The following is a 19,449-nucleotide window of genomic DNA, read 5'->3' on the forward strand; positions in this document are numbered from 1 at the left end:
GGTGAATGAATATGCCGATTAGAGCATTAGAAACAATCCGTCATAGCGGAATGGTGTATAAGCCTGGCGACATCGTCAATGGTCTTTCTGATAGCGAGAAAGAGAGACTATTACTCTTGAAATCAGCTGAACGGGTTGAAACCTTTTCTGATGTCGTTGAAGTAGTTCAGGAAGTTGATGTGGATCCGGAACTTTTCAAGGAGCTGCGTGACGACCTTGATGCGAACTATAATGCCGACGAACTGAAACGAGCAGCCAAGAATGCAGGCGTCCAGTTTGACGCTAAGGATACAAAAGAAAAGGTCATGGAAGCTGTTATTAAACAGGGCAAGGTAGAATTATTGCTCGAAGATGGTGAGTGATATGAATTTCAAGGACTTGATTGAGGACGACCTTAAAACATTCGTCAATCCAGATGAATTTGGTGAACCAGCCATTATTGAGGGAGAATCGGTCATAGTTGTCCCAGATGCCGATAAAATGAAAGAGCGACAATTAGCAAAAGGATTGGAAGGGGAGCTTCATAACGAGGAGCTCCTTTTTTATGTAGAAAAATCACAGTTGTCATTTTATCCTCGGCCAGACAACACAGCTGTTATTGATGGCGTTAAGTGGCGTATTACAGATGTCCAAGAAGATGCCGGACTATTTACGATCACTGTGGAGTTGATTAGCGGATGAGAGTTGTCGTTGAAATAGATCAAGCAACAGTCCGTTATGTGCAATTGCGTCTTGGCGAATTCGACAAGCGAGCTCCTAACGCGATTTCTAATGCTCTGAATCGTGGTATGTCCAATATCAATACGAATGTGAGAAAAGAGATTCGAAAAGATTATCACATTAAGGCAGGGGATATCAATGCCACGTTATCCAAAATTCGGGCCACAAGAGGATCCCTTAGCTCGGGAGTCGTTTCTAAAGGCAGCTTGATCGGACTCGATAAATTCAAGGTATCACCTAGGACAATCAATCCAAACAGAAAAACACCTTTAACTGTAGCGGTGAAAAAGAGTGGTGGTAGCAAAGTGCCTGGGGCGTTCATGGCTGATATCAGTGGGCCTAAGTTATTTATGAGAATCAAGAAGTCGAGACTCCCGATTCGTCGATTATTCGGTCCCTCAGTGCCACAAATGCTCGGTCGTAAAGACATTCGCGACAAAATCGAACAGGATGGCCGTGACACATTTGAACGGCGCCTACAGCATGAAATCAGTCGCATTTTGGACATGGGGAGGAATAAACGATGATTCCTTTGTTTTTGCAGTCGGCTTTAAAAGCGAAAATTGAATCGGTGCTCGATGGAAGACTACTATCGTCGCAAGAAGAGAAGCTGAAAAAAATTCCTGTATTTGAGCAGCATCTACCAAGGAAAGTGAAATCCACATCCCGTAATCCAGACAACACGAATTATCCATGTGTAGTTGTCTATCTGGATGAATGGGAATCAGGACAAGCAAAAATCCTCTTTATCGTTGCTACCCATGACGATAGTGACGATAACCAAGGCTATAAGGATGCTGTCAATATTGCGGAGAGGGTCAATCAGGAACTCGTAAGAAATCCTATGATCGATGAACGTTTTGAATTGCAAGACACCCCCAAATGGCATTATAGCGATCAAGAGAATTACCCCTTTTTCTTCGCTTGGGGAGAAACGTATTGGACTATTCCACGCGTTGAGCGTGATGATGTGGAGGCAATGATATGAAAATGAGTGAAAAAGTAACAAAAGAAATGGTCGAAAAGGCTCTGACGGAACAAAAAGTTCCTGAAGAGCCTTTGGTGTATTGTGGACCGTCTTTTCCAGCAGGCTCCTTACCACAGTATGCTGTTTTTAAAAACGGCATCCCAAAACAGGCCAAGGAAGCTGGAAAGGATTGCCCTGCGCTGATGCATTTATTTAAACCGGTTTCCAAATTGGCAGAAACTCGTGTGAACCTCGGTAAAGTTGGTTCCAGAGACTTTCAGTTATATCAATCAGTAACAAATTATTTTCAAGAAAGGGGGAATAGGCTATGAGTTATAACCATGGTATTAATATACAAGAAAACGCAACATCCATTATCCCTCCGATCCAATCTGATGCCGGTGTCCAGGTTATTGTTGGCACGGCTCCAGTCAATTTAACCGAGAATCCTTCTGCAGCTGTAAACAAACCAGTAATCATTTACAACTGGAAAGAAGCAGTAGAGAAAATGGGATATGACGATGATTGGGAAAAATTCACACTTTGTCAGTCGATGGATGCATCCTTCCGTGTTTTCAACATTGCACCCATCATTTTGATTAACGTGTTGGATCCTTCAAGACACTTCACAGAAGTACCTGACGCTTCTGTGTCGATTGTAAACAGTGAAGCCCTCATAAAAGAAAAAGGAATCTTGCTTAAAACGATCACCGTGAAATCGGCTTCTGAGGACCTAGTATTTGGTAGTGACTACCTGACTGGCTTTGATCGTGACGGCTATGTTGCCATTACGATGTTGAGAGAGAATCTTTCTACTGGATCTATCACTGTCTCTTACAAGAAAATCGACTCATCAATGGTGACGGAAAATGACATTATCGGTGGGTATGACATTTCTTCAGGTACGTATGAGGGTCTTGAAGTTATTAATCAAGTGTACCCTATGTTAAATATTGTTCCGGGATTGATCTTGGCCCCAGGATGGTCGCATAAGCCGGTTATCGGCGCAGTTATTGACGCAAAAACGCGTTCTATCAATTCTAGCTTCAATGCTCATAATGTCTTAGACATTGATAGTAGCGAAGTGAAAAGTTATCAAGACGCGCCTTCGTGGAAAAGCGAAAACAGCTACACAAGCAAAGATTCTACTGTATGCTTCCCGAAAGCGAAAATCGGTGATAAAACATACTGGCTGAGCGCTTTAACTGCGGCATTGATGGCTTTTACTGATGCCCAAAACGACGATGTGCCGTTTGTGTCGCCATCGAATAAACGTCTTCCAATCACCGGTACGGTGTTAGCAGACGGAACTAGTCTCTACCTAGATCAGCCTCAAGGGAACTTCCTGAATGGTTCAGGGATTGTGACGGCCATTAACATTAATGGTTGGAGGTTATGGGGCAATAATACAGCTGCATATCCAAGCACGTCAGACGTGAAGGATCGTTTCATTCCGATTCGGCGCATGTTCAACTGGTGGGGAAATACCTTCATTCAAACGTACTTTAACAAAGTAGATGACCCAACAAACTTCAGATTGATTGAATCCATCGTTGATAGCGAAAATATCAGAGCAAATGGATTTAAAGCGCGGGGGCAAATTGCGGGGGCGGTAATCGAGTTCCGACAAGAAGACAACCCAGTGACCGACCTTTTGAACGGACGCATTCAATTCATTCAAAAGGTAGCGTTCTTTACGCCTGCTGAATATATCGTGAACGTCTTGGAATTCGACCCAACAATCTTAACAAATGCACTATTTGGAGGTGAGTAATTTGACCGGTACTATTCCAGAAAAAGTAGTTAACTTCAACGTCTATAATGATGCCGATAAGTTAGTAGGGGTATCAAATGAAATTACTCTTCCCGACTTTGAAGCGATGACAGAAACAGTGTCAGGGGCTGGAATTGCAGGGGAATACGAATCAACAACCCCTGGTCATTTCAGCTCGCAAACAATCGAAGTATCTTTCAGAACGATAAGTGATTCGTCATTCCAGTTCTTGAAAAATCGCGGGCAAACCATTGTCTTGCGTGCTGCTCAACAAAGTTATGACGTTACGGGAGGAAAGACAAGTATTCGCCCCTTGAAAATTACGATTCGAGGAATCCCTAAATCGTTAAGTCTGGGAAAAGTCGGCGTCGGTACGCCAACAGAAACAGCAGCAACTATTGAAATTCTATATATCAAAATCGAAGAAAGTGGCAGGACGTTGCTTGAGTTGGATAAATTGAACTCGATTTATATCGTCGATGGTGACGATCTACTTGAAGACGTCCGAAATGCCATTTAACAGGAGGAATTCAGATGCCACAATCTAATGAGTATTTAATCCAATTTAAAAAGCCATATACATTTGAAGGAAACGAGCATACAGAGGTCGACCTCTCGAATTTAGAAAATTTGACAACAGGCGACTTAATTCGAGCTGATGGTCAGTTTGGCGAATCTGGCCAATTCGCAGTCATGAATGAGATGACAACAGGATATGCATGTATCTTGGCGGCTAAGGCAACTGGCAAGCCCGTTGAATTCTTCCAGCAGTTGCCTGCAGTGGAAGGTGTAAAAGTGAAGCGTGTCGTTATGGGTTTCTTCAACGCGTAGGCACAATAAAACGAGAAAACAATAAATATCTCAAACAAACGGACGGACGTACACTGCGAAAAGTGTGCGTCCGTCTTTCTGTGTCTACCTTTACGAGCATCGACTATTTCGAAAGATTGATGCCAAAAGATTTGCGGATGGTCATTGACGAAATCGCGGAGGTGAACAAGTCCCATGAATCAAAAAAGCTATGAAATAGCGTTTCGACTTGGCGCTAAAATGGACTCTTCCCTTCGAACTGCTTTTGCCAGTGCGAACAAAAATATGAATCAACTGAATCGTAATTCCGGCACCCTAACACGGACCACCGGTACTCTTACACGAACGATGGGTTCACTAACTGGTGCTGTGGGAAGCGTTGCACCTGCGGTTGGTAATATGACGAGAAGCGTTTCACGCAATGTAGCTTCTGGAATAATTGCTCCATTTCAGAGTGCGATAGGAATGGTAAAACAATACGCTGGGGCACTCGGTTTATTATCAGGTGGAGCACTCGCGGCATCTGGTATGAATCGATTATCCGCTATTGAAAATGCTCAAACTTCTTTGACCGTTATGATGGGCGATGCAAAAAAGGCGAAAGTATTTTTGGATGAGGTTCTGGCATTCGCCAAGACAACACCTTTTGCTTTTCCTGACTTGGCTGAAACAGCGAGGAACTTGATTGCCTTCGGTATGGATGCAAAAAAAGTCGTTCCAACGATGCAGGCTATTGGAGATGCGGCAGCAGCTAGTGGTAAAGGGTCTGAGGGGCTTAGACAGATCGCGAGTGCCTTTGGTGCAATGCAAGTATCTGGAACTCTAAGCCTTGGAGAAATAAATCGGTTGATGGATGCTGGAATACCAGCGTTAAAGATTATGGCCAATCAGACCGGGACTTCTGTTGATAAATTAAAGAAGCAAATATCTAAAGGAATGTTTGAATCCGGACAAGCCATTGATATGCTCGTAAAAGGCATGCAAGAGGGGACAAAAGGCATTGCGGGAGAGACTGCTGCAATGTCTGGAATTATGGAACAAACAAAAAAGAACTGGACAGGATCCGTCGACAGTTTGAAATCTTCAATATCCTCTACAATGGCAACGATCATGGAGCCTGCAAAGCCTCACATTCAGGCAGCTATGGCATGGTTTGGCAAGACCTTTTCAAAGCTCCCTCCAGTTGTTTTTAAGGCAGTTGAAATGGCAAAGCCAGCATTCTCTGGAATTGTAAAAGCAGCTAAAACAACTGGAAAAGCCATTAGTGGAATATTTAATACGTTCAAGGGTGGCGCCGGTACAATCAAAGGGATTCTTTCATTCCGAAGCATGGGGCTTTCAAAAGAACAGACTGATACTGTCATCAAATTGATTCAAACAGTCAAACAAAACTTCAAGCTCGCCTTTTCCCAAATCGCAGAATATGCACCCATTGTGTTTACTTCAATTCGAAACGTTTTTTCGAAAGTCGGTCCATTCGTTTCGAAAGCGGCAGACGGCTTTAAGGCATATAGCGACAAGGTACGAGAAATATCAACGTTAGTTGCTCCATATATAAAAGCGGGATTAAGTGCAGTAATCGGCGTTGTGAAGGATGTAGTAGGCAGAATAGCTGAATTCTGGAATGAAAACGGAGCGGAAATTATACAGGCAGTAAAGAATGTCGCCAAAGTAATCGGTGGCTTTTTTAAGTTTTTAGCTCCGGTTGTGCTTTTTATAGTGAAAATGATTTGGGAGAACGTGAAGGGTGTCATTCGTGGTGGACTAAATATCATCTTGGGGCTCGTGAAAATTTTCTCTTCGCTTTTTACCGGAAACTGGAAAGGGCTTTGGGAAGGGGTAAAAAGACTCTTAGGAGGGGCGATTGAATTCCTTTGGAATCTATGGAACCTCCTGATGATGGGGCGACTCGTGAAAGGCGTTGCTACAGTCGTTAAGTCCATTATAGGCTTCTTCAAAGGTCTTGGTCCCAAATTGGCAACGAATGTCCAATATTATTACCACCTATTCATGGACAAGTTTTATCAAATCGGTATTGGAATACTCCGTACGATTGCTAGTTCAATCGGCAAAATAGTTGGAGTCGCGCGTAATGCCGTTACCAACTTTATAACGGTTTTTCAAACGGCAAGGACATTCGGAGTCAATATTTTCATGTCGATTGTTTCGGCTGTCAGAAACTTGTTTTCCAATGTTTTTGGCTATATAAGTAATATCATTTCGACCGTTGTAAGCGGAACAGTCAGTAGAATAAGCGGGTTTATAACTTCTGTCAAAGGATTTATATTAACTTTGCAGACTAACATTTATTCTATTTTTATGAATCTGCAAACAGTCATGGCTACACCCTTCAATTACTTGAAGACCATCGTACAAAATGTAGTGTCCGGAGCCACTGGTCTTGTAAAGGGCTTATTCGATGGCGTTACTGCAGCTGGACGCGGAGCGATTAATGGTTTGGTTGCAGCTGCTAACGCGATGATAGGCGGCGTGAACAAACTGAGTTTCAAAGTTCCCGATTGGGTTCCGTTAATTGGTGGAGAGTCGTTCGGCTTTAACTTATCCAAAATCCCGATGTTAGCAAAGGGTGGAATAACCACAGGCCCTACTCTTGCTATGATCGGTGAGGGTGCTGAGCAGGAAGCAGTACTTCCTTTGTCTAAATTAAATGCTTTGCATAATCCGCAAAAGGGCAATGGAAATTCCAGCAATCAATATGTGTACAGCCCTTCTTATCATTTCCATGGAAGCACATCCAAAGAAGAAGTCGAAAAGGTAGATAGTGATAGTAAGCGAGATTTCAATCGCTTGATCCGTGAAAAAGAGGAAGATAATGATAGATTATCGTTCGCGTAAAGGAGTGGTTTCATGACGTATGCGACTGTTCAAGGAGATACATGGGATATCTTGTCAAAAAAAGTTTACGGCTCTGAGTTTCATACGGATATGTTGATGAAGGCTAACCCTGATGTAGTGGACGTAATCATGTTTTCCTCCGGTGTGCTATTGCTAGTTCCAGAAATAGATACCGTTGAACAATTTGACAGCCTACCACCCTGGAAGAGGGTGTCGAATTGAAGGCGAGAAGAGCTTATATTGCATTGGAATATAACGGCGTTGACATTACAGAAGATCTTGGCAAGGATCTTCTGTCTTTTACTTATACGGACAATGCAGGCGGAAGCGCCGATGATGTGGCTGTAGAAATTTCCGACGTCAAAAGAAAGTGGATTTCGAACTGGATGTTTCAAAAGGGCGATACTTTTGTAGCAAGCATTATCACGGTGAATTGGAGAAAAGATGGCGAGAAAAAGAAATTGCCTTGCGGTTTTTTCGTGGTGGATGAACCTGAATACCGTGGCCGTCCGTCTGTCATTAGTTTAAAGGGTATTTCCATCCCCAAGAATCGGAATTTCATGGACTTAAAACGTAGTAAGTCCTGGAAGGGGATCACCCTTAAAGCGATGGGAGCAGACATTGCTAAGCGATATGGACTTCAACTTTTTTATGACAGCAAAGATAATCCGGTTTTCAAGGACCGACAACAGAAGGATGAAGAAGACTCTGCATTTTTACAGAAAGCCTGTGGGGATGAAGGTTTCTCCTTAAAAGTTACTGACATGAAAATAATCATATTCAAGGAATCTGAATACGAGCAAAAAAAGCCAATTGCAACCTTTCATGAAAGTGACAGCACGGTTCTCAACTATTCATTCAAATCGACTGAAACGAATACTGCATATGCTGGCGTCCAGCTTAAATATTTCGACGCAAAGAAAAAGAAAACGATTCAATACTTATTTGCTCCAAAAAATATCAATAAAGACGAAGACCGTATTTATAAAATCAATAAACGTGTTGCGAACCTTGACGAAGCACAAAGGCTTGCCAAAGCAACATTGCGCAAGCTAAATCGTAAGGAAATGAAAGCGACGCTTGAAATTGTAGGAGATACAAGGATATTGGCTTCTTCCACGATTGAGTTGGAAGGCTTCGGCAGTTTCAGCGGGAAATATTATGTCGAGAAGGCATCTCATTCTTTATCGGGCTATAAAACTACCTTGGAACTGCACAAGGTGCTGACAGGGGGTTATTAAATGGATATTAACGATGTGATCCGCACAGGCATTATCGATGGAATTAATGCGCATGAGGGAACAGTTCGAGCAACTTTCCCCGATCGTGACGACGACGTATCGACTGACATAGCGTTAATGTGTGCGGAGCAAAACTTCCCCAGAGTAGGGGATAGTGCGCTCTTTTTATTTTTGCCGAACGGGACAGAACAAGGTTTTTGTCTGGGCCGGTATTATCATGACGGGAACACGCCTCCCATTCCAGATCAGGAAGTTTACGTGAAAAAATTTGATGAGGACCTTTCTGTTCAATACGATTATCGGAACAAGGAGCTGACGATTGTAAATGCAAAAAATGTTGTTATTCGTGGCGACTTGTATGTTGGCGGCGTAATTACGAGCGGTGAATCGTCATGATTGGTTATTTTGGAAAAGTAAAATTCGTAACGAATGATAAAAGAATTCTCACATTCCAAGACTTTAAAAGGGATTCTACTGTGCGGTCAGAAAAGCATGCAATCATCGGGAAAAAGCCTGCAAAAGAATTTCTTGGTGCTGAATTAGACACCATTTCATTTACAATCCAACTTTCAGCAGCACACGGTGTAAAGCCGAGAGAAGAAGCTGAAAAGTGGCTGCGTATGTCGCGAGCTGGACTTGCTTTTCCTCTTGTTATTGGGACAAGAGCGTTAGGTATGGATAAGTGGACAGTTGAATCCGTATCGCAAGCGTGGGATGTCGTATTTAATCGTGGTGAACTTTACAGCTGTAAGGTCGATATCACGCTCGAAGAATACATCGAGGAGTTGTAGCTCAGTGTTGAATCTTAGTAATGTACAGATCGCCATCGCCGATGGCTCGACTGATGTAGACGTGAAAGAGGTGTTGGACAACGTGAACGTCATTTTGACGACACCCGAAGGAAGCGTCCCTTTCGACAGATCGTTTGGAATGTCCGTTGATTTGCTTGATATGCCAATGGATGAGGCGAAAAGCATGTATGTAGTCGAAGCAGTAACAAAGGTAAGGAAGTACGAGCCCCGTGCAGTTGTTGATCATGTAGATTTTAGCGGAAATGAGGAAGGCAAGCTTATCCCGAGGGTGGTGTTACGAATTGAAGCTGAGTGAATTGCCGGATTTTGATTTTGTAGAGATTAATCCGGAACAAATTATCAATGAAATAGTAGAAGATTATCAAAGGGCGTATTTTGAGGATACTGGCGAGGTTAAAAAACTCTATCCAGGAGACAAAATACGCATTTTTTTATACACCCAGGCATTGAGGGAAATTCAGCTGAGGCAGAAAATCAACGACACGGCCAAACAAAACTTCGTCAAATATGCGAGGAATGAAAAGCTGGACCATTTGGGCGCAAAAGTGAAAACGTATCGCGAAGAGGATAAGCCCGCACGGACACGTATGAAAGTGACTGCGTCATTGAGCTCCCCGGTTGCCCGTATCATTTCAGCGGGACAAAGATTCATGCCTCCTGACGGTATTTTCTTCCGTACAGAGACTGATCATGTGATGGCGCCCGGTGAAACGGAAATTATCGTGCCAGCAGTTTGCGAAGTTCCGGGATCTGTAGGAAATGGCTACGCACCTGGTCAAATCAATAGTATGGTCGAGCAACAGCCATTTTTAATATCAGCGGTCAATATCGATACTTCTCAGGGGGGAGTAGATCGTGAGGATGATGATAGTTTCCGGGAACGGGTTCACATGGCCCCGGAAGGATTTAGCGTGGCCGGTCCCGAAGCGGCGTATATTTATCACGCTTTAGCTTACAGCTCATTGATTAGCGACATTAAAGTCTACAGCGAAAAAGGTACGGGGGTAGTCAATCTAATAGTATTGCTGGAAAACGGCGAACTTCCTACAAAATCCTTTTTAGATGGCTTATACAATTACTTCACAAAAGATATTCGTCCGTTGACCGACTTTGTAAAACCTCAAGCACCGTCAATTGTTGAATATGACGCTCATGCTACCTATTACATTCCAAGCTCGGTGACGGATCCTTCCACAGTTCGAGACGAAATCGAAGTAGCTTTCAATGAATATCTTTTTTGGCAGAAATCAAAGATAGGGAGAGACATTAACCCATCTGAGCTCGTATTCAAATTACGAAAAGCTGGGGCGAAGCGCGTGGACGTCACGTTGCCAATCGATACAGTTATTACCGATAGCCAGGTCGCAAGAGATAAGAACGTAAATCTTGTATTTGGAGGGATGGAAGATGATTAATCTTTCAAACTCCGAATTGCATCAACTCCTACCAATTAATTTGAGGGATGACGAGGATATTAAAGCTGCAGCACAGGCTGTAGATAAATCAACGCACTCAATTTATTCACTAGCAGATAAGCTGGTTTTCCATAGTAGCAGTGGCATTCAGGACAATGAAGTTTTGGATGCTCTTGCTGTTGATTTGCATGTTGACTTCTATGATAAAAATCTACCTCCTGAATTGAAACAAGAAATCATCGACAGCTCAATGTTGCTGCACATGGTAAAAGGTACTGCAGGCGCTGTCGAGAAAGCATTGGCTAATGTGGGTTTGGAAGGCCGCGTCTCGGAATGGTTTGAATACGGGGGTAACCCTTTCTTCTTCCGTATCGAAATTAACGAATCCTTCAAGACAGAAAAGGACTTAAATAAAATTGTAGATATTGTAAACTCCACAAAAAATAGACGATCTACATTAGAAGAAATACTTATCAAGCGCTCCTTAGAATCCAATCTATACTTCGGCGGCATCATCTCAACCCGAAACAAAATCCAAATACGTCCAGCGGCGTTTAAAATGCCATCCATCCAGCAGACCAAATACTATGCTGGATTTATTTCTATGCGTACAAGAACAATTATCAAATCGGAGGTGTGACAATGGCGGAGTTTACAGGCATGGTCCTGACCAAGAAAGGTCGTGACCTGCAGGCGAAGGCTGAAAGTGGAGTCGTCCTCAATTTTACGAAAGTGGCTATAGGGGACGGCAACCACGGAGAGCAAAACCTTGAGGATATTGAGTCCTTGCTTAATCCTATTCAAGACTTATGGATAACTGGTATTCAAGTCGAATCGGGGCAATGTAAGGTTCACTCGGCTATCACGAATGAAGGTCTAGATGAAGGCTTTTATGTGCGGGAAATTGGATTATTTGCACAAGATCCGGACTTAGGAGAAATCCTCTTTGCAATTGCTTTGGCGAGAGAAGCGGACTTTCTACCAGCTGACGGTGGAACCACAGTAATTAATAATGAATTTGAGATTATTGTCATCGTTGCGAATGCGGCTAACATAACTGCGAACATTTCAAACACCGGCTATGTGTCCCGTGAGGAATTTAATGAGTTCGTCCTTCGTTTTAATGTGACAAGTGAGAGGACCGAAAAAAACTCGGAGGATATTTCTAAAATCGGGTTGCGGTTGACGAACTTGGAACAGTCCTATTCGAACAATTTCACGTCGAACCAATTTACCGAGGATCTAAACACGTTAGTTGATGTGGTTGTTAGTCGTGGGGTTTATGACAGTTTGAATAAAAGGTTGGTGGTTTGAGATGAATAGAACATTAGAGAAAACCAAAGTACGACTCGGTGACTTCAAGACCTACAGCGTAGAGATTATATAAGGGGGTGACTTGATTTATGGCATGGGAACGATTAGGACAGCTAGCTTCAAATGTAACCATTGTAACAACAACAGTCAGAACCGCTGTAAACATATCAGCTTCGGGCAATCTTAGTGTAGGCTTTTACTGGTCCGACGGTAGCCAACACTCTAGCGCAGCCTTCAGCGGGCTACCTTCGAGAAGCAATGTATCACAATACAGCGATAAGTATAGGTACAGGGTCAAGGTAGAACGTACAACCGGCGCTCATCTAGGATACGTAGAATTCAACCCCTTTATCGGAACTGATAGGGAAGCAGGGTCTGCAAACTTTAGTGTGAGTACTAATGTTAATGTCTTTTTGGAAGCTGAGATAATAAACACGGCACCCACGACACCAGGCAGCTTCACGCAACCAATTGGAGTATTAAAGGGCGGCGCTAACATTACGGTGACTTGGGGTGCATCCACTGATGCGGAAGGAAATTTAATTACTTACTATCCCGAGTATCGATATTATCAAAACGGTGTAGCGCAGTCTTGGGTGTCTATAGCTAATAATAATAGCCTGACTAGAGCACTCACTTTAACCACAGATAAAACAATAGACAAAATTGAATTCAGGGTCCGTGCTTTCGATGGGACTTCGTATTCCAGTTATCGTGATTCTCTCGTCTTTACAATAGGGCATAACACAATCCCAACTCTAACACTGAACACAGCAAATAATTTAACCTTATCAGAAGCCGTAGGGCAAAATGAAATCCTTGTTGATGGTAGCGCACTAGATACTGAATCGAATAATACCGTCACCATTAAAGCCCAATTCAATAATGGGACTATCAGGAATCTAAATTCTGCTATTTCAAACGGTTCAATGCCAATTCCATTTTCTAAACTGTTTACCTACAGCGACAAGAAAATATTTGATGGCGATACACCACTAACTGTTGAATTGGCAGAACATGTTGATCACACGTTAAAAGTCTGGGCTGAGGATGGACAAGGCGGTATTTCAACCGTTGCAGAACGCAAATTCAGAGTCATTCACAATCGACCACCTGTCATTTCTGATAACGACCGTGATCTTGGTACATTGATGGAATCTCCTTCAATCCCATATCAAGTTAATGATTTAGAAGGACAAGCAATCACAGTCACCGAAAAAATAAATGGCCAAGTTATCCGAACGTTTGAAGCCACTCCAAATACTGATTACACACTAGAAATCCCAATCGAAATGTGGATTCCGTTACAGCTTCAGCAGCACTCGTTAACTATCGAAGCAGTTGATACGATCGGAGCTAAATCAATCCGGACTTTCACGTTTACAAGAAATGAAGATACGATTCTATTGGAATTAAAAAATCCATTTGTCACGGATATTGCTGCATCTCGAATTTTAGTCACTCCCGATGTATACGTACCGATCGGGTCAACAATCAAAATCGAAGCTTGTAATAATGCTTTTGACTCCGAACCGACGTGGGAAGACATTACAGGCATGGCTATGAATAAGCGTGGTTACACATTTACAAACACTGAAAAGACGGCAGAAGAGTGGGGAATCAACATCCGGTTCACGCTTGAAAAAGGCACAGCTTCCCAACAAGTGCGGCTAGAAGGATTTGGAGGTGCGTTTGATTGAAAATCGTAAACGAAAAACCTCTTAGTAAGATTAAAGAAGAGAGGGAAAACCAAGAGATCATACCCGTTTCACTGGATGCACTGGGAATAGAACTAGCCCAAGAAAAAATCAAGAACGTGCAAAAAGACTTATTGATTAATAGCCTCGGCCAACAAGTAGCACTGCTTAAAATTGATATCCTTCAACTGAAAGGAGGCGCTTAATAATGGCATTCTGGCAACTTGCATTTAACCAAAAATGGGTAACAGTTGATCAATTAAGATTGGTTGTGAAAACTGATTCAAATCCATTCGGGGAAATTTCTCCTGCACAATTCAAACAGATTACTGGAAAAGACTTCGAAACACCTGCTGAGTAGGTGTATTTTTTTGCCTATAGAAGGATATCCTTCCTCTTTGTCGAATTATGGAAATATGAGGGGGGATATTAATGTCAGATAAAAAAATCGGTCAAAAATTGTACTGTAGGATGTGCAAGCAGGAAACGAATCATAAGTATATATATAAACACTCAAGGTCCAATCTTGATTTTGGAGAATGGGATTATCAATGGTTCGAAGACTATTTTATTACACAATGTTTAGGTTGTGACACTAATGCCTTTTTACGAGAATACGGTGCTGAGGATATGCAAGAAATGGATGAGTTCGAACAACTAGTGAATTACACTAAAAAATATGTTTATCCCGAAAAACCAATAGCACCTTCCGTAAAAAATGAATTACTTCATCCTGCGAAGGATTTTGAAAATGCTCCCGAGTCGATTGCAGAGTTATACAAGCAATTGGTTTCAACTTTGAATTCAAGGCATTATTTATTATGCGCGGTGGGGTTAAGAATGATAGTTGAAGCTGTGTGTAAAGAGACTGGAGTTACAGAGGGAATTATTTATGATGACCTTGGAGAAAAGAGATACGATAAGCATGGAGATGAATTAATACGTTCTAACCTTGAAGGGAAAATTAACGGTTTACAGACAAAGGGCTTCATAGTAGAAAAACAAGCGAAAACATTACATCAAATTAGACATCTTGGAAATGTATCTGCTCATGAGTTGGAGATACCGAAAAGAAGTACAATCATAGATGGTATAGAAATAATCGAAAATATGATAATAAATATTTTCGAGTTGGATAAATATCAATTGATGTAATGATAACAAGCGTATTAAAGAGAACGTCCACACGGGCGTTCTTTTTATTTTCCTATAAAGAGAAAGGAAAGGGGGTACTTCAATGCAGAAGGGAGAGAGTACCGGTGACGCGTATGGAAGTTACAGGGCTTAAAGGCTTAGGGGCGCTCATCATCAGTTTTGTGATCTATATGATTGACGTGGTAAACGAGGCCGTTGTGGTACTTGTCTTTTTTATGTTCTTGGATGTAATCACGGGCCTACTGCGGTCATGGGTGACAAAGTCTTGGGACAGCACAATCGGTTTTGCGGGTGTGGTCAAAAAGCTCGGCGTATTTGTCATGGTCGGTATGGCTGCAGCTGTCGAGTATATGGTCATCTCGGTGGGACAAGATCCTAAAAGTCTGGTGATCCTCGGCACCACGTCGTTCTTTATTGTCAATGAGGGCTTGTCAATACTCGAAAACTGTGCACAGATGGGGCTGCCGATTCCGGCGGTCCTTTTTAATGCGCTTGAAAAGATGCACCGGGATCCCTCGGGAAAGGATCATCGGCTTGTCCGGCATCCGATACTCGACCGAATCGACAAGAAGGAGCTGCTAAATGAAAACGAAGCACTTCAACATCAATTAGCAAAAAAAAAGGAGGATGTTTCGAATGAAGATCAATTGGAAAGTAAGGGTGAAGAATAAAATGTTCTGGCTGGCCATGGTGCCGGCTGTTTTGTTGGTTACTCAGATTGTCGCGGGGTGGTTTGGTTATGAATTAGCTGCAGACCTGATTGGTGAGGAAGCGACTAACTTTATCATTGCTGTGTTTGCTCTGCTTGTAATCCTTGGAGTCGTAGTGGATCCGACTGTGTCCGGCTTATCTGACAGCAAACAAGCAATGCGTTACCATGAGCCGAAAAAGGGAGACAAACGATGAGTTTCATCGAGCGGTTGGCACCGTTTGCAGTTAAACATGGACTTGCGAACGATGTCTTGCCGTCGCTGATCATTGCCCAGGGGGTTCTTGAATCAGCGTCAGGCACGTCCGAGCTCGCAACAAAGGCGAATAACCTGTTTGGCATTAAGTGTGGTTCTGGGTGGTCCGGTGAAGTGTATGCCAAACAAACTCTCGAATATAGAGGGGATGGAACGCCCTACACTGTAACAGCCGAATTCCGAAAGTACCCAACTTTTGAAGGTGCTGTTAATGATCTATGTAAGAAATACACGACTGGGACAGGCTGGGAAACTTTCAATCGATACGCGGCCGTATTGAACGAAAAGGACTACCGAGAAGCCGCGCGCGCCGTTTGTGCTGCCGGATACGCTACCTACCCCAAGTATCCGGAAAAACTGATCAGTGTTATCGAAAAGAATGTGTTAACGAAATACGACAAGGAGGTAATCAACGTGGTGAAAATTTATATCGACCCCGGACACGGCGGAACAGATCCAGGAGCAACCGGAAATGGTTTGAAAGAAAAAGATTTGACCTTGGCCATCTCAAAGAGAATCGAATCGCTGTTGAAGGACTACGTAGGTGTGCAGGTCAAGTTGAGCCGCGCCACTGATCAAACCCTTTCACTTAAACAACGGACGGATGTGGCGAACAGCTGGGGCGCTGACTACTTGGTGTCAGTTCATATCAATGCAGGTGGGGGAAAAGGCTACGAAGATTTCGTTTTCAATGGAAAGGTCAGCGACAAGACGATGGATCTCCAAGCGGTTATTCATTACGAAATTACAAGAACGATTCCGGAGTTTTTTAATCGCGGCAAAAAACGAAAGAACTTGCACATGCTCCGCGAGTCGCATATGCCGTCTATCCTGACGGAATCGGGATTTATTGATAATGCTAGCGACGCGAAGCTATTAAAGAGCGCTGAATTTCTTGATAGAGTTGCCCTTGGACACGCGAACGGAATCGTTAAATCATTTGGTCTAAAGAAAAAAGCTACATCAACGTCGACACCAGCAAAGGAGGGTAACGACTTGGAATTCACAAGCGGAACGCTCAAAAAGGAATGGGGAACGTTTTTAAACAGCAAGGCCCAACGCGAAATGGCGGTTAAGGAAGCTGTAAAGCAAGGATACAACAAAAAGTGGATAAAAGATTTAGCCGAGGGGAAGGCTGCTGACGGTGATATAGCTGCACTTGCAATTGGCGCCCTTATCAGAGCAAATAACTAATAGTTCGAATAGACTTGCAATATAATTAATTTGTACTATAATGAGAATGTCTGCACATGCTTTATCCTCCAAATAAAGATTTATGCAGACCTCTTAAGATGCTGCGCCCTTGTCCATTGTGGATGAGGGTGCTTTTTTTATTTGGTTGAATATAGAACATACATTCGTATATAATGATTACAAGGAGGCTGATTTAATGGAAGTGAAAGGCGATATCAAAGACCGAGGTAAAATCAAATGGACAGCTATGATGCTACCGGAGCACCTTGCCGAACTGAGGGATTGGCACGCGGAAGACGAGCTTGATCCGAAACCGGAACTGAACGAGGACGACATGCAGTTGCTGCAGGAGGAATTAGAAATCGCATTCATGAAAAGAACGGACGCCGTCATCACCACTTGGCGAGCGGGAAAGAAAGATACATACATAGGTAAGATTGTGCGGCTGGATCCAGCACAACAAACCATTTCCGTAGATGGTCCATTCGGCAAGGATTATATTTTAGTTGGCGATATCATCAATGTTCGGACCATATAAAAAAGAGGGGACTTATGTCTCCTCTTTTTCATAATTGATGAGTCTGAGTAATAAGCTTTTGAGGGCCACTTAAACGTATCGAATTAAAATACTTTTCCTTTCGAAATTCTGTTTCTATGTTACTATATCCTTAAAAAGAACGAAACGAGGGGTGGGGACAATCACACTTTCACATGCACTAATAGAGAACTTTATTAAGATCCGCTTTGATACACATGACAATATTGGTTCCGGGCCGATCTCGCTGCCCGCAGAAGAATTGCACACTTCTTCGACTTGGTACACATTCGATACCCCGGAAGGCTGGAAAGAATCCGATTTGACCGATGCGCTAACAGGAGCAGCGTATGCTATCCAATCATTCATTCCGTTGTTTGTGCGCTGTGACCGAACGGATATACATGTTGTGCCGCAAGTGAAGGCGATCCATACTGGCAAGCCGACGATTTTCATCTATGATAGTTATCCCGGTGGCATCGGTTTGAGTGAAAAGATTTTCAGCAGATGGGAAGATTTATTGGAAAAAGCCGCAGAACACGTAAAAAACTGCCGGTGCGAAAACGGATGTCCCGTCTGTATTGGTGCCCAGGAGGAAGGGGTCCGCATGAAGAAGGATGTATTTACCCTTCTTCAGACACTTATTGGAGGAACGACGGATGTCTTATGAAGCGAAACTGATGCAGATGAAAAAGTTGGTGAAAAAAAAGCCGCTTGAAAGCGAAGAAGTGGTTCAAGCACCAAGACGCGAAAAGCCTCCTTCCCCTCTATATGAAGATAGATGGCTATCAGCAGGATTGACGAAAGAAGAAAACGAATTTGGTATTGTCTATAAACGTGTCGTCCATTATCCCATGGATTATCGACATGGCAAGTATGTCTTGTCCGGATTATTAAATACAGTGGAAAGTTGGCGGCAATTGGAGGAAATCCATCCGCTTGCTCCCGATTTTTCTCGGCCGCTTCTTTTTTTCGATACGGAGACGACAGGATTGAAAGGGGCAGGCACACTAATTTTCCTGATGGGTTTCATTGAATATACAGAGGACTCCTTCACATTGACGCAATATGTGCTGCCTGGACCGGATCATGAAGCGGCATTTCTATATGCGACAAAATTGTGGGAAACTCCAATGTCCATTGTCATGTACAACGGAAAAAGCTTCGATATGCCCCAAGTGCAAACAAGATGGACGATGAATAGGGATATCCTGCCGCCGCTTCTGAAACATACGGAAATTGACCTGCTGCATGGTTCGAAAAGAATCTGGAAAAATGAAATGGAGACATTCAAATTGACGGCTGTCGAAGAAGAACAGCTCGGTTTCTTCCGCGAAGGTGATATACCCGGCCATATGGCGCCAATCATCTACCAAGATGCAGTTAAAAATGGGCGCGCGGAAATATTGATGAAGATCCTGGACCATAATGAATGGGATATCCTTTCATTAGTCACGCTTTACATCCGTTCCACCGATTTATTGTTGCTGGGTGATTCACCATCTACCGCAAATGCGAAAACAAATATCGGGAAATGGTTTACTGATTTGAAATCTTATGAGAGAAGCAAAGAGATGCTTGCTGAAGTGATTGAAAAATACGGGGTGGATGAACCTCGCGCGCATTTTCATATCGGTTTCATCTTGAAAAGGGAGGAGCAGCATTCCAAGGCAATCGAATCATTCACAATTGCCGCAGGCGGTTTATCCGGCCGGGAAAGAATTATTGCTCTAGAGGAATTGGCAAAACTGTTCGAGCATAAGGTAAAAGAGCCGAGCAGGGCATTGTACTATACGAAGGAGGCAGTTCGTCTATTAAACTCCGACTCTGAAACTTCCGAACAATTTAAAACAAGAATGGGAAATGATTTTGCACACAGGGAAATAAGGTTGCGGAAGAAACTATTTCCCGGGGAAGCGCAATAACCGACAAATTCCGGCTCTGTCCACCGAAATTGAAAGACAAGGTTATACAAAATATGCTATACTGTCGGT

The 19,449-nt window shown here is 43.0% G+C and carries 26 protein-coding genes and 1 pseudogene; all 27 read left to right on the forward strand.

Features of this window, described 5'->3' with window-relative positions:
* The first annotated feature begins 5 nt into the window (after positions 1–5).
* The 27 genes and pseudogenes from SLU01_RS09645 (at position 6) to SLU01_RS09775 (ending at position 19,380) form a co-directional block, all read left to right on the forward strand.
* Entirely contained in the window at positions 6–362 is a 357-nt protein-coding gene (locus tag SLU01_RS09645) for a hypothetical protein (RefSeq protein ID WP_170232661.1), read from the forward strand.
* 1 nt (position 363) lies between these two features.
* On the forward strand, positions 364–681 hold the full coding sequence (locus tag SLU01_RS09650; RefSeq protein ID WP_147057708.1) for a head-tail joining protein: 318 nt from the start codon (positions 364–366) through the stop codon (positions 679–681).
* Positions 678–1,247: a hypothetical protein gene (locus SLU01_RS09655; protein WP_147057709.1), complete on the forward strand. Its 570-nt coding sequence runs from the start codon at positions 678–680 to the stop codon at positions 1,245–1,247. The genes SLU01_RS09650 and SLU01_RS09655 overlap by 4 nt, the downstream gene beginning before the upstream one ends.
* Positions 1,244–1,708, forward strand: a complete 465-nt coding sequence (locus tag SLU01_RS09660) for a hypothetical protein (RefSeq protein WP_147057711.1) — start codon at positions 1,244–1,246, stop codon at positions 1,706–1,708. The genes SLU01_RS09655 and SLU01_RS09660 overlap by 4 nt, the downstream gene beginning before the upstream one ends.
* Positions 1,705–2,019, forward strand: coding sequence for a hypothetical protein (locus SLU01_RS09665; RefSeq protein ID WP_147057714.1), 315 nt, complete (start codon positions 1,705–1,707; stop codon positions 2,017–2,019). The genes SLU01_RS09660 and SLU01_RS09665 overlap by 4 nt, the downstream gene beginning before the upstream one ends.
* Entirely contained in the window at positions 2,016–3,461 is a 1,446-nt protein-coding gene (locus SLU01_RS09670; protein ID WP_147057716.1) for a phage tail sheath family protein, read from the forward strand. Before SLU01_RS09665 ends, SLU01_RS09670 begins: the two co-directional genes overlap by 4 nt.
* Before the next feature lies 1 nt (position 3,462).
* Positions 3,463–3,981, forward strand: coding sequence for a phage major tail tube protein (locus SLU01_RS09675; protein WP_170232662.1), 519 nt, complete (start codon positions 3,463–3,465; stop codon positions 3,979–3,981).
* A 14-nt stretch (positions 3,982–3,995) separates the two neighbouring features.
* Positions 3,996–4,292, forward strand: coding sequence for a phage tail assembly protein (locus SLU01_RS09680; RefSeq protein ID WP_147057720.1), 297 nt, complete (start codon positions 3,996–3,998; stop codon positions 4,290–4,292).
* 174 nt (positions 4,293–4,466) lie between these two features.
* Complete coding sequence (locus SLU01_RS09685; RefSeq protein ID WP_147057722.1) at positions 4,467–7,127, forward strand: tape measure protein; 2,661 nt, start codon at positions 4,467–4,469, stop codon at positions 7,125–7,127.
* A 12-nt stretch (positions 7,128–7,139) separates the two neighbouring features.
* The gene (locus tag SLU01_RS09690; protein WP_147057724.1) at positions 7,140–7,349 is read left to right on the forward strand and encodes a tail protein X; all 210 of its coding nucleotides are present in this window, start codon (positions 7,140–7,142) and stop codon (positions 7,347–7,349) included.
* Positions 7,346–8,368: a phage late control D family protein gene (locus SLU01_RS09695; RefSeq protein ID WP_147057726.1), complete on the forward strand. Its 1,023-nt coding sequence runs from the start codon at positions 7,346–7,348 to the stop codon at positions 8,366–8,368. Before SLU01_RS09690 ends, SLU01_RS09695 begins: the two co-directional genes overlap by 4 nt.
* Positions 8,369–8,764, forward strand: coding sequence for a hypothetical protein (locus SLU01_RS09700; RefSeq protein WP_147057727.1), 396 nt, complete (start codon positions 8,369–8,371; stop codon positions 8,762–8,764). It begins immediately after the preceding gene.
* Positions 8,761–9,159, forward strand: a complete 399-nt coding sequence (locus SLU01_RS09705; protein ID WP_147057729.1) for a phage tail protein — start codon at positions 8,761–8,763, stop codon at positions 9,157–9,159. Before SLU01_RS09700 ends, SLU01_RS09705 begins: the two co-directional genes overlap by 4 nt.
* Positions 9,160–9,163: 4 nt before the next feature.
* On the forward strand, positions 9,164–9,475 hold the full coding sequence (locus tag SLU01_RS09710; RefSeq protein ID WP_147057731.1) for a GPW/gp25 family protein: 312 nt from the start codon (positions 9,164–9,166) through the stop codon (positions 9,473–9,475).
* Positions 9,462–10,595, forward strand: coding sequence for a baseplate assembly protein (locus tag SLU01_RS09715; protein ID WP_170232663.1), 1,134 nt, complete (start codon positions 9,462–9,464; stop codon positions 10,593–10,595). The genes SLU01_RS09710 and SLU01_RS09715 overlap by 14 nt, the downstream gene beginning before the upstream one ends.
* Complete coding sequence (locus SLU01_RS09720; protein ID WP_147057735.1) at positions 10,588–11,235, forward strand: phage tail protein I; 648 nt, start codon at positions 10,588–10,590, stop codon at positions 11,233–11,235. Before SLU01_RS09715 ends, SLU01_RS09720 begins: the two co-directional genes overlap by 8 nt.
* Positions 11,236–11,237: 2 nt before the next feature.
* Positions 11,238–11,909: a phage tail-collar fiber domain-containing protein gene (locus SLU01_RS09725; protein ID WP_147057737.1), complete on the forward strand. Its 672-nt coding sequence runs from the start codon at positions 11,238–11,240 to the stop codon at positions 11,907–11,909.
* An 89-nt stretch (positions 11,910–11,998) separates the two neighbouring features.
* Positions 11,999–13,609, forward strand: a complete 1,611-nt coding sequence (locus SLU01_RS18135; protein ID WP_218029699.1) for a hypothetical protein — start codon at positions 11,999–12,001, stop codon at positions 13,607–13,609.
* Complete coding sequence (locus tag SLU01_RS09735) at positions 13,606–13,812, forward strand: XkdW family protein (protein ID WP_147057739.1); 207 nt, start codon at positions 13,606–13,608, stop codon at positions 13,810–13,812. The genes SLU01_RS18135 and SLU01_RS09735 overlap by 4 nt, the downstream gene beginning before the upstream one ends.
* 2 nt (positions 13,813–13,814) lie before the next feature.
* Positions 13,815–13,967, forward strand: coding sequence for an XkdX family protein (locus SLU01_RS09740; protein WP_147057742.1), 153 nt, complete (start codon positions 13,815–13,817; stop codon positions 13,965–13,967).
* A 71-nt stretch (positions 13,968–14,038) separates the two neighbouring features.
* Entirely contained in the window at positions 14,039–14,761 is a 723-nt protein-coding gene (locus SLU01_RS09745) for a DUF4145 domain-containing protein (RefSeq protein ID WP_147057744.1), read from the forward strand.
* A gap of 113 nt (positions 14,762–14,874) precedes the next feature.
* The gene (locus tag SLU01_RS09750; protein WP_246110947.1) at positions 14,875–15,432 is read left to right on the forward strand and encodes a phage holin family protein; all 558 of its coding nucleotides are present in this window, start codon (positions 14,875–14,877) and stop codon (positions 15,430–15,432) included.
* Positions 15,398–15,667: a phage holin gene (locus tag SLU01_RS09755; protein ID WP_147057749.1), complete on the forward strand. Its 270-nt coding sequence runs from the start codon at positions 15,398–15,400 to the stop codon at positions 15,665–15,667. The genes SLU01_RS09750 and SLU01_RS09755 overlap by 35 nt, the downstream gene beginning before the upstream one ends.
* The gene (locus SLU01_RS09760) at positions 15,664–16,920 is read left to right on the forward strand and encodes an N-acetylmuramoyl-L-alanine amidase (RefSeq protein ID WP_147057751.1); all 1,257 of its coding nucleotides are present in this window, start codon (positions 15,664–15,666) and stop codon (positions 16,918–16,920) included. The genes SLU01_RS09755 and SLU01_RS09760 overlap by 4 nt, the downstream gene beginning before the upstream one ends.
* 196 nt (positions 16,921–17,116) lie before the next feature.
* Entirely contained in the window at positions 17,117–17,458 is a 342-nt protein-coding gene (locus tag SLU01_RS09765) for a YolD-like family protein (RefSeq protein ID WP_147057753.1), read from the forward strand.
* A gap of 190 nt (positions 17,459–17,648) precedes the next feature.
* A pseudogene (locus SLU01_RS09770) lies at positions 17,649–18,125 on the forward strand (Zn-binding domain-containing protein); the annotation flags it as partial.
* Positions 18,115–19,380 carry a ribonuclease H-like domain-containing protein gene (locus SLU01_RS09775; protein WP_170232665.1) on the forward strand — a complete coding sequence of 422 codons (1,266 nt, stop codon included), beginning with the start codon at positions 18,115–18,117 and terminating at the stop codon, positions 19,378–19,380. The pseudogene SLU01_RS09770 and the gene SLU01_RS09775, both read left to right, overlap by 11 nt.
* Positions 19,381–19,449: the final 69 nt, after the last annotated feature.

The organism is Sporosarcina luteola (assembly GCF_007991495.1).
Lineage (GTDB): Bacteria > Bacillota > Bacilli > Bacillales_A > Planococcaceae > Sporosarcina > Sporosarcina luteola.

Coding starts and splice junctions, on each gene's coding strand:
- SLU01_RS09645 (WP_170232661.1), top strand. CDS start 6: ATGAATATGCCGATTAGAGCATTAGAAACAATCCGTCATAGCGGAATG.
- SLU01_RS09650 (WP_147057708.1), top strand. CDS start 364: ATGAATTTCAAGGACTTGATTGAGGACGACCTTAAAACATTCGTCAAT.
- SLU01_RS09655 (WP_147057709.1), top strand. CDS start 678: ATGAGAGTTGTCGTTGAAATAGATCAAGCAACAGTCCGTTATGTGCAA.
- SLU01_RS09660 (WP_147057711.1), top strand. CDS start 1,244: ATGATTCCTTTGTTTTTGCAGTCGGCTTTAAAAGCGAAAATTGAATCG.
- SLU01_RS09665 (WP_147057714.1), top strand. CDS start 1,705: ATGAAAATGAGTGAAAAAGTAACAAAAGAAATGGTCGAAAAGGCTCTG.
- SLU01_RS09670 (WP_147057716.1), top strand. CDS start 2,016: ATGAGTTATAACCATGGTATTAATATACAAGAAAACGCAACATCCATT.
- SLU01_RS09680 (WP_147057720.1), top strand. CDS start 3,996: ATGCCACAATCTAATGAGTATTTAATCCAATTTAAAAAGCCATATACA.
- SLU01_RS09685 (WP_147057722.1), top strand. CDS start 4,467: ATGAATCAAAAAAGCTATGAAATAGCGTTTCGACTTGGCGCTAAAATG.
- SLU01_RS09690 (WP_147057724.1), top strand. CDS start 7,140: ATGACGTATGCGACTGTTCAAGGAGATACATGGGATATCTTGTCAAAA.
- SLU01_RS09700 (WP_147057727.1), top strand. CDS start 8,369: ATGGATATTAACGATGTGATCCGCACAGGCATTATCGATGGAATTAAT.
- SLU01_RS09705 (WP_147057729.1), top strand. CDS start 8,761: ATGATTGGTTATTTTGGAAAAGTAAAATTCGTAACGAATGATAAAAGA.
- SLU01_RS09720 (WP_147057735.1), top strand. CDS start 10,588: ATGATTAATCTTTCAAACTCCGAATTGCATCAACTCCTACCAATTAAT.
- SLU01_RS09725 (WP_147057737.1), top strand. CDS start 11,238: ATGGCGGAGTTTACAGGCATGGTCCTGACCAAGAAAGGTCGTGACCTG.
- SLU01_RS18135 (WP_218029699.1), top strand. CDS start 11,999: ATGGCATGGGAACGATTAGGACAGCTAGCTTCAAATGTAACCATTGTA.
- SLU01_RS09740 (WP_147057742.1), top strand. CDS start 13,815: ATGGCATTCTGGCAACTTGCATTTAACCAAAAATGGGTAACAGTTGAT.
- SLU01_RS09745 (WP_147057744.1), top strand. CDS start 14,039: ATGTCAGATAAAAAAATCGGTCAAAAATTGTACTGTAGGATGTGCAAG.
- SLU01_RS09750 (WP_246110947.1), top strand. CDS start 14,875: ATGGAAGTTACAGGGCTTAAAGGCTTAGGGGCGCTCATCATCAGTTTT.
- SLU01_RS09755 (WP_147057749.1), top strand. CDS start 15,398: ATGAAGATCAATTGGAAAGTAAGGGTGAAGAATAAAATGTTCTGGCTG.
- SLU01_RS09760 (WP_147057751.1), top strand. CDS start 15,664: ATGAGTTTCATCGAGCGGTTGGCACCGTTTGCAGTTAAACATGGACTT.
- SLU01_RS09765 (WP_147057753.1), top strand. CDS start 17,117: ATGGAAGTGAAAGGCGATATCAAAGACCGAGGTAAAATCAAATGGACA.
- SLU01_RS09775 (WP_170232665.1), top strand. CDS start 18,115: ATGTCTTATGAAGCGAAACTGATGCAGATGAAAAAGTTGGTGAAAAAA.